Source organism: Sediminibacillus terrae, from assembly GCF_009602435.1.
Classification (GTDB): domain Bacteria; phylum Bacillota; class Bacilli; order Bacillales; family Amphibacillaceae; genus Sediminibacillus; species Sediminibacillus terrae.
The window spans coordinates 55,314-69,878 of the sequence record NZ_VZDQ01000028.1 but is presented as its reverse complement, the minus strand read 5'-3'; the positions used below and the strand labels follow the sequence as shown (position 1 = coordinate 69,878).

Annotated in this window: 16 protein-coding genes; 10 read left to right on the top strand and 6 right to left on the bottom strand. The window is 44.3% G+C overall.

Annotated features, from left to right (window positions below):
- Positions 1–2: 2 nt before the first annotated feature.
- Both thrC and thrB read left to right on the top strand, forming a co-directional pair.
- Complete coding sequence (gene thrC / locus F6X55_RS18700; RefSeq protein WP_026569581.1) at positions 3–1,064, top strand: threonine synthase; 1,062 nt, start codon at positions 3–5, stop codon at positions 1,062–1,064.
- Positions 1,061–1,957, top strand: a complete 897-nt coding sequence (gene thrB, locus F6X55_RS18695; RefSeq protein ID WP_153465281.1) for a homoserine kinase — start codon at positions 1,061–1,063, stop codon at positions 1,955–1,957. The genes thrC and thrB overlap by 4 nt, the downstream gene beginning before the upstream one ends.
- 375 nt (positions 1,958–2,332) lie before the next feature.
- Here the strand turns inward: thrB and F6X55_RS18690 are convergent, their stop codons facing one another.
- Positions 2,333–2,554, bottom strand: a complete 222-nt coding sequence (locus F6X55_RS18690; RefSeq protein ID WP_026569583.1) for a NifU family protein — start codon at positions 2,552–2,554, stop codon at positions 2,333–2,335.
- Between the two features lie 404 nt (positions 2,555–2,958).
- Between F6X55_RS18690 and F6X55_RS18685 the strand changes: the two genes are divergently transcribed.
- The 4 genes from F6X55_RS18685 (at position 2,959) to F6X55_RS18670 (ending at position 5,066) form a co-directional block, all read left to right on the top strand.
- Positions 2,959–3,279 (top strand): YuzD family protein, encoded by a 321-nt coding sequence (locus F6X55_RS18685; protein WP_237648714.1) that lies wholly within the window; start codon positions 2,959–2,961, stop codon positions 3,277–3,279.
- Between the two features lie 168 nt (positions 3,280–3,447).
- On the top strand, positions 3,448–3,684 hold the full coding sequence (locus F6X55_RS18680) for a YuzB family protein (protein WP_026569585.1): 237 nt from the start codon (positions 3,448–3,450) through the stop codon (positions 3,682–3,684).
- Between the two features lie 83 nt (positions 3,685–3,767).
- On the top strand, positions 3,768–4,601 hold the full coding sequence (dapF, locus tag F6X55_RS18675) for a diaminopimelate epimerase (protein ID WP_035426761.1): 834 nt from the start codon (positions 3,768–3,770) through the stop codon (positions 4,599–4,601).
- A gap of 102 nt (positions 4,602–4,703) precedes the next feature.
- Entirely contained in the window at positions 4,704–5,066 is a 363-nt protein-coding gene (locus tag F6X55_RS18670; RefSeq protein WP_153465277.1) for a HesB/IscA family protein, read from the top strand.
- Positions 5,067–5,824: 758 nt separating this feature from the next.
- Here F6X55_RS18670 and F6X55_RS18665 read toward each other — a convergent pair.
- Together F6X55_RS18665 and F6X55_RS18660 are read right to left on the bottom strand one after the other, a co-directional pair.
- A complete protein-coding gene (locus F6X55_RS18665) occupies positions 5,825–6,652 on the bottom strand; it encodes an MBL fold metallo-hydrolase (protein ID WP_153465275.1) in 828 nt (275 codons plus the stop codon).
- A gap of 948 nt (positions 6,653–7,600) precedes the next feature.
- Entirely contained in the window at positions 7,601–8,587 is a 987-nt protein-coding gene (locus F6X55_RS18660; RefSeq protein WP_026569589.1) for an NAD(P)/FAD-dependent oxidoreductase, read from the bottom strand.
- Between the two features lie 362 nt (positions 8,588–8,949).
- On the opposite strand from F6X55_RS18660, the gene F6X55_RS18655 reads away from it, so the two are divergent.
- The 3 genes from F6X55_RS18655 (at position 8,950) to F6X55_RS18645 (ending at position 11,540) form a co-directional block, all read left to right on the top strand.
- Positions 8,950–10,170: an NAD(P)/FAD-dependent oxidoreductase gene (locus tag F6X55_RS18655; RefSeq protein WP_153465273.1), complete on the top strand. Its 1,221-nt coding sequence runs from the start codon at positions 8,950–8,952 to the stop codon at positions 10,168–10,170.
- 287 nt (positions 10,171–10,457) lie between these two features.
- Positions 10,458–10,769 (top strand): YuiB family protein, encoded by a 312-nt coding sequence (locus F6X55_RS18650; protein WP_153465271.1) that lies wholly within the window; start codon positions 10,458–10,460, stop codon positions 10,767–10,769.
- Positions 10,770–10,844: 75 nt separating this feature from the next.
- Complete coding sequence (locus tag F6X55_RS18645) at positions 10,845–11,540, top strand: 3D domain-containing protein (RefSeq protein WP_026569592.1); 696 nt, start codon at positions 10,845–10,847, stop codon at positions 11,538–11,540.
- Between the two features lie 178 nt (positions 11,541–11,718).
- On the opposite strand, the gene F6X55_RS18640 is transcribed toward F6X55_RS18645, so the two are convergent.
- The 3 genes from F6X55_RS18640 to deoD form a co-directional block, all read right to left on the bottom strand.
- Positions 11,719–12,192 carry a divergent PAP2 family protein gene (locus tag F6X55_RS18640; RefSeq protein ID WP_026569593.1) on the bottom strand — a complete coding sequence of 158 codons (474 nt, stop codon included), beginning with the start codon at positions 12,190–12,192 and terminating at the stop codon, positions 11,719–11,721.
- A gap of 374 nt (positions 12,193–12,566) precedes the next feature.
- Positions 12,567–13,169: a biotin transporter BioY gene (locus F6X55_RS18635; RefSeq protein ID WP_153465269.1), complete on the bottom strand. Its 603-nt coding sequence runs from the start codon at positions 13,167–13,169 to the stop codon at positions 12,567–12,569.
- 122 nt (positions 13,170–13,291) lie between these two features.
- Positions 13,292–13,999, bottom strand: a complete 708-nt coding sequence (deoD, locus tag F6X55_RS18630; RefSeq protein WP_026569595.1) for a purine-nucleoside phosphorylase — start codon at positions 13,997–13,999, stop codon at positions 13,292–13,294.
- A 242-nt stretch (positions 14,000–14,241) separates the two neighbouring features.
- Here deoD and F6X55_RS18625 point away from each other — a divergent pair, with 242 nt between their 5' ends.
- On the top strand, positions 14,242–14,505 hold the full coding sequence (locus F6X55_RS18625) for a phosphocarrier protein HPr (RefSeq protein WP_026569596.1): 264 nt from the start codon (positions 14,242–14,244) through the stop codon (positions 14,503–14,505).
- Positions 14,506–14,565: the final 60 nt, after the last annotated feature.

Below are 14,565 nucleotides of genomic sequence, written 5' to 3'. Positions count from 1 at the left end.
ACATGGCTTGGCAGGGATTGTTAAAGCAGTATCAGGATTTTTTGCCGGTAAATGCAAACACGCCCAGTGTGAGTTTGCAAGAGGGGAATACGCCGCTGATTAAGCTGGAAAAATTATCGGAACAGTTGTCTGTGCAAGTGTATGCCAAAGTGGAAGGAGCGAATCCTACCGGTTCCTTTAAGGATCGGGGCATGGTGCTGGCTATTGCAAAAGCGGTGGAAGAAGGAGCGAATGCCGTCATTTGCGCATCGACCGGAAACACAAGTGCATCTGCTGCAGCCTTTGCCTCAAGAGCTGGTTTAAAGTGCATCGTCGTTATTCCGGAAGGGAAAATTGCGCAGGGGAAGCTTGCACAGGCTGTGATGTATGGGGCGGAAGTGTTTTCGATTGAAGGAAATTTTGATGACGCGCTTAAGGCGGTAAGGCAAATAAGCAAGGAACAAAATGTCACGCTGGTGAATTCGGTGAACCCTTATCGGATAGAAGGGCAAAAAACCGCCGCCTTTGAAGTTTGTGAAGAGCTTGGAAAAGCTCCGGATTACTTATTTATACCTGTTGGAAATGCAGGGAATATCACGGCCTACTGGAAAGGATTCAAAGAATTTAATGAAAGACATCGATCCGGTCTTCCAAAAATGATGGGGTATGAAGCAAGTGGAGCGGCTGCAATCGTTCATGACCGCGTATTCGAAAAACCGGAAACCGTAGGAACTGCAATCAGAATCGGCAATCCGGCCAGTTGGAAGGGCGCAGTACAAGCACGTAACGAATCAGGTGGCGCAATTGACGAAGTAACAGATGAAGAAATGATCGCTGCTTATCAATGGCTCGCTGCCAATGAAGGGATTTTTGCAGAACCTGCATCCTGTGCCTCGGTGGCCGGCTTGTTCAAAGCCGACAGAAACAACCAGCTGGAAAAGGGATCGACCATTGTGACAGTTTTGACCGGAAATGGTTTGAAAGACCCCGACACTGCTATTGATTATAGCACCATCAAACCAAAGGTGCTTCCGAATGATCAGGAAAAAATTGCAGGGGAAATCAGAGGCCGTGTCCTTGTATGAATTTCACCGTCAAAATTCCATGCAGTACCTCTAATTTAGGTGCAGGTTTCGATTCGATCGGTTTGGCCCTGAATCTGTATTTGGAACTGGAGGCAAATAAGTCCGATGCATGGGAATTCATTCCCCTTTCGAAGACGTTGCAGGACCTCCCTTCGGGGAAAGACAATTTCATCTATCAGATTGCTGATAAGGTGGCCCGAAAGTATGGTTTTGCACAGTTACCTCCATGCCAAGTGAAAGTAAAGAGCGAGATTCCGCTTGCCAGAGGACTCGGCAGCAGTGCGACTGCCACTTTGGCCGGGATAGAGCTGGCCAGTCAGCTGCTTGATTTGCAGTTGAAAACAGAAGAAAAGCTGGCTATTGCTACAGCTATCGAAGGGCATCCAGATAATGTAGCCCCTTCTCTGCTCGGGGGATGCGTGATTGGGCATTATCAAGAGGAAGTAAACTGTGTTCAGCTCCCGTTTGAAAATGTATCACTAATCGCAATGATTCCTGAATTTGAGTTGAAAACAAAAGCTGCGCGGGCAGTACTGCCCAAAGAGCTCTCCTTTCAGACAAGTGTCCATGCCAGCAGTATAGCAAATGTCAGTGTGGCAGCCATTTGCCAGCAAAATTGGCCGCTGCTCGGCAGTTTGATGAAAAAGGATTTGTTCCATCAGCCTTACCGAAAAAAACTTGTACCGCATTTTGAACAACTACAGACTTACTTGCAAGGAGAGGTCTATGGCTTGTTCATAAGTGGTGCGGGCCCCACTGTCATAGCCTTGGCAGAAAAAGACGTACCGGAATCACTGCTAGCTGAATGGCAGAACAACTTCCAAACCTGCCATTGGATGAAACTCCAAGTAGACACAAATGGCATGGAGGTAAGAAAAGCGAAAACGCCTTGAACAGCGACGTATAAACTGGACTGCGCCGTCGGAGATAAAGGAAACACGGAGCGAAAGCGACGATGTTGACTTTCACCCAAGGGGGTATAAGGGCGACTAAACCTCTGGTTACACCAATCGGCAAGTCTTCTTTATCGCACAGAGGCAAAGGAAGTTTACTAGTCGATAGGCGTTGTAGCTAGACAAAGAAAAGCGAAAACGCCTTGAACAGTGACGTATAAACTGCGCCCCCGCATCGGGGATGGTTCGATGTTGCCGCGCAATGCGGGATGGGTTAAATGGAACAAATAAAAAACGAAGGTGCTGTGATACGGTCAGCTGCCTTCGTTTTTTTATAAGAGGTGTTTATTTTGTATTCTCATTTTGTAGAAGTTTTTAAAATACTTGTTCGATTTCCGTTACACCTGGTACTTCGGCCATGAGAGCCCGTTCGATTCCAGCCTTAAGCGTAATTGTCGAACTTGGACAATTGCCGCACGCTCCCATTAGGCGAAGACGTACAATGCCTTCATCTACATCAACCAACTCAACATCCCCGCCATCACGCAATAAAAATGGACGCAGTTTGTTCAACACTTCTTGTACTTGTTCTTGCATCATCCATCTTCTCCTTTCCTGATTACATTTCTTATTATAGATGGTTTTAAGCAAAAAATCTATCATTAATGATTTTGATTCTCAATTAGGTGTGTTTATCATTATTTTATTATTTAAAGTTGAATTTGTAAAATAAACTTTTAAATTTATGTATAATGGCAAGGAAAGGATATTGCTGTTGTTTTTGAAAGTGGCTTTTCTTTATGCAATTGTCTTCTTAGCAGGGGGCAGGGGAGTAACCGCGTTTTCAGGAAAGTGCGGGGAGCCTCAAGGCTTTCATCACCGGGTATAGCCAGCCGAAAATGAAAGCTTTCCATCAATAACAGTTATTATTGATGGATAACAGTGATTTCTTGGAAAAACGCTTATATAAAGGCAATATAGCCGCAAGGGAGGGGCAGCGATTGAGTGATCAATCTGTTAAGTTAACCGTGTATGGAGCGAATCAGATTTGCGCCAGTTGTGTTAACGCACCAGGTTCAAGAGAAACCTATGAATGGTTGCAAGCAGCCATTGCACGGAAATATCAGGACGCTTCCATTGAATACGAATATATAGACATTTTCCAGCCTTCTGACAAGGAAGAACAGGAGGCGTTTTCCAGGCGGGTGCGAAATGAAGAATTTTTTTACCCTGTTGTGTTGATAAACGGCAAAGTGGTGGACGAAGGAAATCCACGTTTGAAAAAAGTTTTTCAGGCTCTGGAGGCACACGGAATACAGTGAAGATGAAAAATAGACTTATCGAAAGACAATTGTTTGGACAGGCCGCCCTGTGGTACGATTAGTATTCAATGAGGATGGACCTTTTTGTGCACATTGCTTGGCATGCAAAAGGCAGGACTCCACATAACAGACCATGGGTTTGGTCAGGGAAGAAGGTAGAAATATTTGTTGAATCCAACTATCGAATTTTGTATTAACAATATAGTGAGCGGTTCGCAGAAAGCAAAGGAAGAGCTTGATAAAGACCCTGACTTAGATGTCATAGAATATGGTTGTACAAGCTTTTGCGGGCTTTGTTCTCAGTTTTTGGTTGCGATTGTAAATGGGGAACCGGTAACTGCTGGTAGTCCAGAAGAATTAGTGGACAATGTTTATCAGTATCTTGAGGAAAATCCCATGCTATAAATAGAGCCATCCTGCTTGCTGGTGATGGCATAACAGTTACTTCGTGAGGCTAGGTGATCAAGGTGGGAATACCTTATACAAAGATGCACGGATTGGGCAATAGTTATATATTTTTGAATTTATTTTCTTTTTCTGTGGAAGAATCAATATTAGTCGATTTGGCTCGGAAAGTATCCGATGTAAATACCGGAATAGGTTCAGATGGGTTGATTTTGATTCATCCAACCGCTGCAGCAGACGTGGGCATGCGTATTTTCAATAAAGATGGATCGGAAGGTAAAAACTGCGGAAATGGCCTTCGCTGTGTCGCGAAATACGCATTTGAGAATAACCTGGTAAATAAAACGCAGTTTGTTATTGAGACCCGTGCCGGTAATGTAACAGCTGAGGTCTTTCTTGATGGAGATACCGTCGAGGAAGTGACGGTTGATATGGGCAAGCCGATTTTAAATAGACAGGCAATTCCAATGCTTGGAAATGACGACACAGTGATTTCGGAAGTATTCGAAGTGAATCATCATCTTTTAGAATTAACGGCCGTTTCTATGGGGAATCCTCATGCAGTTTTTTTTGTGGAAGACATCAATGATGCCCCGCTGTATGATCTCGGCCCGTTGATTACGAACGACGATCGGTTTCCCGAAGGAGTCAACGTGGAATTCATCGAGATGATTTCCGAAACCGAAATGCATTTTCGGGTATGGGAAAGAGGATCGGGGGTCACCCAGGCTTGTGGAACAGGTGCCTGTGCAGCTGCCGTGGCTAGTATTCTGAATGGGTATGCCCAGAAGGATACGGAAGTTTGTGTCCATCTAAGCGGGGGAGATTTGTTTATCAAATGGGCTGGAGATGGCCGCGTCTGGATGCGGGGCAAAGCAGAAACAACGACAACAGGAACCTTTTATTGGAAGCGTTAATGTTGATGTATTCCCGCTTCCTTAGTATACTAAAGAAGACGAATTGACTATAAGTCTTTATCATAAAGCAAGAGGGAAGACGGAAATTTAGGAGGGCTTTGTATGACCATCAATATTACGGACAATGCAAGTCTGCAGATCAAAGAAATGATGAAAGAAGAGGAATCTTCCGACGTTCGCCTCCGTTTTGGCGTGAAAGGCGGCGGCTGCAGTGGTTTATCTTACTCCATGGGGTTCGATGAAGAAGTTAATTCGGAGCTGGATAAAGTCGAGGAAAGCAATGGCATTCCTTTGATTATCAGCCAACAAGACATCCCGATTATCGAAGGGACGACAATTGATTTTAAACAAAACATGATGGGCGGCGGATTCACCATCGATAACCCAAACGCCATCGTTTCTTGTGGCTGTGGTTCATCTTTCAAAACAGCGACAAATGCCGGTACGCCAGATCCGGATTGCTGATCAAAAATCACAAAAAAACAAGAGCTTGGGACAAAAGCATAGCGACCAATGTAAAAACCGAACGATGAATTCGTTCGGTTTTTGTCTTATGAATAGCACTCCACTCCGGCAAGGTATTTCGCTTTCCGAGGATACGGCTTCAGCTAACTTGGCAAAGAAAAGCACTTTGCCAAGTGGATCTTCAGCTCGCGCTCCTCCCGCAGGAGTCTACGCACCTTGCCTCCGTTGAATGAAGATGGTTTCTCTTCTGGCGTGATTTCCGTCTTGTCTATTGCTGCTTCGAATAGAAAGCTAAACCGCATGGAAGCGAGGAGTATTTTCCTTCCTATGCTGTTGATCTGCTCTTCCAATTTCTGAAGAATAACGAATCTTCCCCTGCTGATTTTTCGTCTTCGTCTCTATTTAGAAACCTAAAGTCAATAGAAGAATACGGTTTTGTTTATTTTTCTTGGTATGTAGAAATCAAGACCACGAAAACGTAGCAGAGGCAAGATACGGAGACCCCAACGGGAACAGCATGAGCTGAAAATCCCGCAAGAAAGCGGTTGGTGCTTTCGGAGGAAGTTGAAGCCGTGCCCGTGGAACGCGTAGAATCTTGCCGTAGCGCTGCGAAGCACCGATCAAACAACAGGAAAAAAGAAGTTTTTTGAACATACGAGGAAAAACCGAACGAATTTGATTGACACTTCGAATTCGCTCGGTTTTTGCTTTGGTGTCCATGTGTTTGTCCCGGCCACTTTGTTTATCGTTAAATTATACTACATGTAACGACCTTGTTCCGGGACTGCGATGGTGTCAAAATTGTCGACGAGTTTTTGCAGTTCCTGGGCGAGAAAATCTCCTGTCATTGGAATCCCGTGGCCTGTCGCAGCCAGGAGAGGTCCCAGCTCGTTGAGTTTGAAGACGGATTGCTTTGCGGCATCCCAGTCCGTTGTTAAATATCTAGGAGGACCGCTGATTTCTTGTTTTTGTGTCATTACGTTATACAACGATTCTTGTTTGACTGTGACAAAGGCATCACCGGCAATTAAAGAACGATCCTCTTCACGGAACAGGGAAACATGTCCTTTGGTATGCCCTGGTGTATGAATCCATTCCCATCCCTGCATGCCAGGAACCGAGTGGTCATCGGGAAGCGGTTTGACATACTCGGAAATGTCGATACTATGGTTTGGAAACATCGGCGACATTTTGGCGACCAATCCGCCGTCGACGGAAGCATCGGGTTCTGGATAAGATTCTTTGCCAGTCAAGTATGGCAACTCATCCTTATGGGCATACACAGGTACCGGCCATTTTTCGAGCAGCTCGACAATCGCTCCGACATGGTCAAAATGTCCATGAGTGAGGATAATGGCTTCCGGTTTGGCATCCTTTCCAAATCGATTTTCTGCCGCATCTATGATTTTATCGGCTGAACGTGGCATTCCGGCATCGATGATTGTCCATCTATCGCCAGGATGTCCATAAAAATACATATTGACGACTTGAATCGGGAAGCAATAAAGGTCGGTCAGAAGCTCTTTACCAACCCCGCTGGCAACCGAAGTGGCCGGAATGAGTCTATCTTCAAATTCATTTTCCATGTACAAGCACCTCCATTGGCATATTCCATTCGTATTATCCCCGCAAGCAGCCATCCTATCAGCAGCCAGTGGAAGACTTACTTATAGTTGTATACCAACGCCATCCTGTCTCTAAACAAAAAGCTGGTTAAGGGGAGGGAAGTTTGCTTTAATTAACCGTCTTGAAATTTGTTGTTAGCTATATTTTACCCTTTTGATAGAAACTGCGACATGGTTTGAATTTGTCTTCCCAACTTCTTCCACTCGTTGAGTGGGAGTTCGACGCTGCGAAAATACCCTGCGCTTTCCGCGGGCGGCTGGTGAGCTTCCTCGAGCTGACGCTCTGCGGGATCTCACCGAGGCCTTTCCTCCCGCAGGACAAGGAAGGCTGCGGCAGCGATGCATCGCACGAAGAAAATTGTTTTGTATTTTCGAGGAGTCTCCAGGTATTTTCTTCGCTAGGAACAGCGTTCTGTTTAGAAACGCGTGTACTCGCATTTTTTTCATAATACTTCATGCACCGTATCATCAAAGGAGATAGCTGGGAAAACAAGGCAGAAAGTTCAAGAGAAGGAGCAAATACAGAATTCCAACTTTCTTTTTATGAAAAGAAGTACATGTTTTCTGACAACCGTTTTTAAGATGGCTTGTTGGGCTTAAAGAAAATTCTCTATACTTACGACAAGCAGCATGCTCCTTAGCGCAGGTAGCATACGCAGACTCCAGCGGGAAAAGCGCGAGCTGAAGATCCACTTGGTAAAGCGGTTTTCTTTACCAAGTTAGCTGAAGCCGTGCCCGCGGAAAGTGAAGTATGCTACCGAAGCGGTGGATAATACGCTTTTTGGATAAGCAATGGAAGTTCCCATTACAGTTACTGCGCAGTTTATATTTTTTACGCTATGGCAGAAAATAAAAAAACTTGCAGAAAAACGTTTAGGTTTTCTGCAAGTTATAAAATATAGTGAGCAATTAAAACATGCTTGTGGAATGCTTTGGCTGTACACGAGCGTTGGGATCGATATAGTTTTTCGCGTTATTGACTGCTGTCGGTCCTTCGCCGAATCCGGAAGCAATCAAGTTGACCTTGCCAGGGTAGGTACAAATATCACCGGCTGCATAAATGCCAGGAATATTTGTTTCCATTTTCGAATTCACCACTATACTGTTCTTTTCTATTTCCAAATCCCATTTCTTGATTGGGCCTAGGGAGGAAATGAAGCCATAGTTGACTAAAACCGAGTCTACATCGATCAATTCTTCTCTGTCACCTTTTACTTCTTTCAGTTTCACTTGCTCTATTTTATTTTCTCCGATCATTTCTTCCGGAACAAACGGAGTCATGATATTCACACTGGAATTCATCAATTTTTCTACACTATGTTCATGGGCGCGGAAATTATCTCTCCGATGTACCAATGTCACTTCCTTGGCAATCGGCTCCAGCATCAAGGCCCAGTCAACTGCAGAGTCACCGCCGCCGCACAATAGGACGCGCTCTCCAGCATACTTATTCATATCTTCTACGTAGTAGTTAAGATTGATCCCTTCAAATGCTTCGATACCCTCAATTGTCAAACGACGCGGCTGGAACGCACCATTACCCGCTGTTATGATGATGGTCTTGGTATAGTGCACATCATTTGTATTGGTAGTCATTTTGAAAGAACCATCTTCCAACCGTTCAATCGCTTCAACGGACTGCCCCAGGACTATGGCAGGGTCGAACATGTCAGCCTGTTCTTTCAGGTTGTCTACTAGCTCCTGTGCGCGGACTTTAGGAAATCCAGCCACATCATATATATATTTCTCTGGATAAAGAGCAGACAACTGTCCTCCGATATGTGGTAAACTTTCCAATATTTTTACGCTGGCTTGCCGCATACCGCCATAAAAGGCAGTGAACAAACCGACAGGACCAGCGCCGATTATTGTCACATCATATACCTCGTTGGTCATGATTGATTCCTCCTATTACCTTGGATACACAACCACTATTCTAACATAAAAAGGAGTTCCGCTAACAATGAATGACTCTCCCGTTATAATTTCAATTTTCTAAAAAAGAAAAATTGGCTTGAAAGTTGTATGAAAAAGGGCTAAGATTATCATTGTGTTAAATATATTACGATATTGTGACAATTACATACAACCCCGGTCAACTAGTTCTTTTTTACTAAGTGTGCGGGATTGCGGAGATTACAGCCGTTTTTCTGATTGTCTTTTTATGGAGGATTACGTGAAAAACATCACGTAATAATAATCGTAAACTTTCGGAAAATAAAAGTAAGCCAAATAAATATTAAATGGAAGTGATCAGAATGAACAAGCCAAACATTGTCATCCTTGGAGCCGGATACGGCGGGATCATGACAACTGTGAAACTGCAAAAAAAACTTGGGGTCAACGATGCGCACATCACACTTGTCAACAAACATGACTACCACTACCAGACTACATGGCTACATGAAAATGCCGCCGGAACGCTTCATCAGGACCGTACTCGCCTGCCGATCAAAGATGTCGTTGATTTTAGTAAAATCAACTTTGTTCAAGATACGGTCGTCAGCATCGATCCGGACGAAAAACAAGTTAAGTTGGAAAACGGCCAGCTCGACTACGATTATCTGGTAGTTGCCCTAGGCTTTGAAGCAGCGACTTTCGGAATCCCAGGATTGCTTGAAAATGCTTTTACCATCAACAATATCAATTCAGCCCGTCTGATCAGGGAACACATTGAATACAATTTCGCTAAATACAATAATGAAGCCGAGAAGAAACAAGAGCGTTTGAACATTGTTGTCGGCGGAGGCGGTTTTACGGGAATCGAGTTTGTAGGAGAACTTGCCAACCGCATTCCGGAGCTTTGCAAAGAATATGATATCGATCGCAGCCAGGTCCGGATCATCAATGTAGAGGCCGCACCTACTGTTCTGCCGGGATTCGATCCAGCATTGGTGGAATACGCAATGAATGCGTTGGAAGCGAAGGGAGTAGAATTTAAAGTTGGTGCTATGTTGAAGGAATGTACGCCAAATAGCATCATTATCGAAAAAGATGAAAAACGGGAAGAAATACCGACAAATACTACCGTATGGGCTGCTGGTGTGAGAGCGAATTCCCTGGTGGAAGAGTCCGGCCTGGAAGTGAACCGGGGCAAAGTAGAGGTCCAGAAAGACCTTCGTGCACCTTCTCATCCTGATGTATTTGTAGTGGGTGACTGCGCATTGATCATGAACGAAGAAACAGGACGTCCTTACCCGCCAACAGCTCAAATTGCCATTCAGGAAGCTGAAGTAGCTGCTCATAACCTGGCGATACTTGCGGGCGGCGGGACTCAATTGGAAAGTTTCGCGTATAACGATCGCGGAACAGTTGCTTCCCTGGGTCATGACGATGCGATCGGTGTCGTATTCGGCGATAAAAAATTATTCGGCTGGTCGGCTTCGGTCATGAAAAAAGTCATCGATAACCGTTATTTATTGAAGCTTGGAGGCGTCGGTCTCCTGTTGAAAAAAGGGAAATTCAACTTCTTTGGCTAATGTGTCATGTTAAAAGGGCTGTCCCACGGTTCAATACAACCGTTCGGACGGCCCTTTTTTGTGTAGGCTGTTCTCTATCGCGGCCCTTCGTCAATCTATTTAATGGATGGTAGTGCATTACCGCGATAAAACACCCGTCTTACGATGGGATGCTTCAGACAGGGTACAACTAATAAAGCCAGGGAAGAAAAGGCGGTCTGCAAACGGCGGTTGCGCAATTGTTTCTTTCGCTATAAAATTGGTTGTGGATGAATTAATGGGCGATTGCGCTCAAGGGGGAAAAGCGGTTGATACAGCTAGTCGTATCTATTTTACTATTTTTTGTCTTATTTTTCGGGATTGCATTTATATTGAATATGTTGCTCCGCCAATCGTGGCTGATGGCATTTATATATCCGATCATCGTTTTGTTGATTGTAGATGACATTCCCTTCAAAGAGTATTTTACCAATACCGGCAGTGCATTTCAGGCTTTGGGAGACAGGTTGGTCGGACTTACAATCGTTGACATTGTCATATTAGTCAGCGGATTTATCGGCACGATTGTATCCGGCATTGTAATCAGGATGTTGCGAAAAAACGGCTACCAGATGTTCTGATTTACGTTTGATTCATGATGTTTTGTATAATTTTTCTCATTTATGGAAAGGATGACATCCAGAGAGGTGTTATCCATGAGAAAATCAAAATTTCTAAGAAGAAGCATGATGATCCTTTTGTTTCTTGGAGCATTCTATGCTACGTTTGGGGCACTGACAAATGTATCGGCAATGGATTTGAAAAACGGCATCAGTGAAAAAATGAACGGCGCCCCTGCAGATCAAAAATCATATGGCCTGCAGTCTGAAAGAAAAGTCAGTTTGTCGAAGAAATCATTAAACCATCTAAAAACAGAAACGACTTATATATCCAGTCAACAGGTAAAGGGTCCAGAAACCCTGGAGGAAGCAATCGATTTCGATCAATATCCCAGTGCCACCGTGATGGCCACAGGATATACGGCAGGCGTGGAGTCAACTGGAAAATCCCCTGACCATCCGCAATACGGAATCACTTATTCCGGAGTCAAGGTCACGAGAGATTTATACTCTACGATTGCTGCTGATTTGACTGTTTATCCGATCGGAACCATCCTTTATATTCCAGGCTATGGCTATGGAGTGGTTGCAGATAAGGGATCGGCTATCCAAGGGAACAAAATTGATTTGTACTATCCAACAGTCGAAGATGTCTTTGCCAAATGGGGCAAAAAAGAAGTAGAAGTATTTGTTGTGGAAAAAGGCGATGGTTCGCTTACAGAGAAAGAATTGACGGCGTTGAATGAAACGGAGGCGCTGCAAGTATTTCGCGAGCAAATAAAAAAGAGTTGAAACGAATAGAAGGCTGGCAAAGGAAGAAAGCAGCACGGAGTTAAACCGGAAGTGCTATTGTTTTCCTTGGGTCAGCCTTCTTTTTGTTTTCATAGATAACCAAACAAAAAACCCGCCGATTAAGCGAGTTTTTCAGCAAGCAAAGTGCCCGGAGAGGAGAGGATTCCCCCTTTATTTTTTACGTAAACTGGTAAAGTACCAACGCGATGATAATACCGCATAAAGCTCCGAAAAACACCTCTATCGGCTGGTGACCGAGCAGTTCTTTCAGTTCCTCCCGCTTCTGATAATCTCCCTTTTTCCCCCAGCCCTTCGCTTCTTCCATGAAGGAACCGAAGTCTTTTACAAGTGTATTCAGCAGGATGGCCTGTTCACCGGTTTGGCGACGGACACCGGAAGCATCAAACATGATGATAATGCTGAAGACACAGGAAACGGCAAAGATTCCGGAATCAAATCCCTCCTGCATCCCGATACCGGTTGATACCGCTGCAACTGCAGCGGAGTGGCTGCTTGGCATGCCGCCTGTACTGAAAGCCAAGCCAGGCTTGAATTCCCGTTCAGCTACCATATGAATCGGAACCTTTACTGCTTGGGCTATCACGATACCTGCCAAAGCAGCCAACAAGGGAAAATTGAACAATAAATCCATAAAACCATTACATCCTTTCCTGGCCAATATCTCGTCTTATAGTTTTCCCCAACATCCTGTCCACATAACGTTCGTTTTGCAAAAGTGCAGATGCATACGGCAGGCGTTTGAATTAAGTTCGATTATATCATAACTGAAAAGCAAACCGTAACAGAGAAAGGGCTGACCCTGCAAGCAAATCTTGTCTTGCGGGCCAGCCCCGGTTGGGCAATAACCTATGGAGTTTCCGGCAGTCCTTATTAAAGCAAAAAGGGAGATGGCAACTGTGGCTTTATACCTCTATTGTTTCCCACCTCCGGGCTGCGCTTCAACTGGTTGGCAGCGGATATATGAATAAAAGATTGCTTTTCAGCTGCTGTTGCCAGTTTTCTATCTTATCGGGGAGTGGAGGAAAAGGGAGCGGAACGGTGCTGCAAGCTGTTGGCTATTTTCAGCATTAAGGCAGCCGCGACCATTGTCAGGCCGACATCTTTTATCAAAAAAGGCGCCATGCCGAGCCAGGCAGCTTGATAAGAAATGTGGAGGCCGAGCCACGTGTTCATTGCCACATACATATAATTGACGCCAATCAAGTAATTAGCGAGCACCCCGGCGAAAGCTGCCCCGGCTAATGGAAGCAACTTAGGGCGCTCCATCTTATCTGCAATCCACCCGGTAATAAAGGCGACAGCTAAAAAAGAGAGCAAAAATCCTCCAGTGTAATCAAACAGGACAAAAAGTCCCGATTTCATGTTGGCGAAAACAGGCACACCTGCAAAACCAATCATGATATATGTAAACATCGTAAATACACCTAACTTTTTGCCGAGCAGCAAACCCGCAAGGATGGCAAAAAACGTTTGTAGCGAAAGTGGAACAGAAACCCCTCCGATTGGAACCGCCAAAAAGGGGAACCAGACTGCGATATTGGCGCCAATGGCCATCAATCCAACAAAAACAGCTCCCATTGATAAGTCTGCAGCAGTAAATTTTTTCATTTCAAGCCCCTCCTTTTTATTAAGAATAGAACCATCTGTCTTTATTGTCAACCCATAGAATTAACTGGTTAACGTATTGATCAAACAAAGGCCGGCACCTTTGAAGAAGCCGGCGTGTTTCCTTACTTGATTGCAGTTTCCAGAGCAACTTCGATCATCTCATTGAAGGTGGTCTGTCTTTCTTCCGCACTTGTTTCCTCGCCAGTAAGAATGTGATCGGAAACAGTCAATACAGACAGTGCCTGCCGTCCGAATTTAGCTGCCAACGTATAAAGGGCGGTTGTTTCCATTTCCACACCCAGCACGTTATATTGAGCTAATTGTTTAAACAGCTCCAATCCATTATCCCGATAAAAGCTATCGCTGGTGAAGACGTTCCCGACACGAAGGTGAAGTCCCTTTTCGTTTCCAGTCTCATATGCATTTTTCAGCAGTTCAAAATCTGCTGATGGCGCGAAATCTATACCGCCGAACACCATCCTGTTAATTTGCGAGTCAGTCGTGGAAGTGGAAGCCAGGATGACGTCGCGGACTTTGACATCCTCTTGAATAGCCCCGCAAGTCCCGACTCGGATCAACTTTTTCACATCATAACTTTGAATTAATTCATTGACGTAAATAGAGATAGAAGGGACGCCCATACCGGTTCCTTGTACAGACAACTTCTCGCCTTTGTATGTACCGGTGAAACCATACATTCCTCTTACTTCATTATAGCAGTGGACATCTTCCAAAAAGTTTTCTGCAATATATTTAGCACGCAATGGGTCTCCGGGAAGGAGAATCTTATCGGCTATATCTCCTGGTTGCGCTCCAATATGTACGCTCATGGCAATACCTCCTGTTTGTTAGCTATGTACAAACTTAAGTTATCATAATCAAAATTTAAATACAAATAACGGACGAGAATTCCCTTTAGTTATTTCGGTATCGAAAAACAGGAGATTTTTGTTTCTAAATCAAAGGTTTTCGTATATAATAAATTGGAGTTCAACTTTTCACATATGGGTTTGAAACACATAGCTTATGGAAAAGTGATATATAATTGGGAAGACTGAAAGGATGGATAACAATGCAAGAAAGAAAATTCACTATTACAGACGACACAGGAGTTCACGCACGACCGGCTACTCTTCTTGTGAATAAAGCAGGTCAGTATGAATCAGAAATCGAAATGCATTACAACGGCAAAACAGTTAACCTTAAATCGATCATGGGCGTTATGTCACTTGGTGTGCCAAAAGGTGCTGAAATCACTGTTACAGCCGACGGAAGCGACGAAGAACAAGCACTACAAGGCGTGGCAGAAGTTATTACAGAACATCTTGGTGAATAATTTCACTTATAGCAAGGAAGAAAAAAAGCTAGAGACTCTCTCTAGCTTTTTTTTACAGAC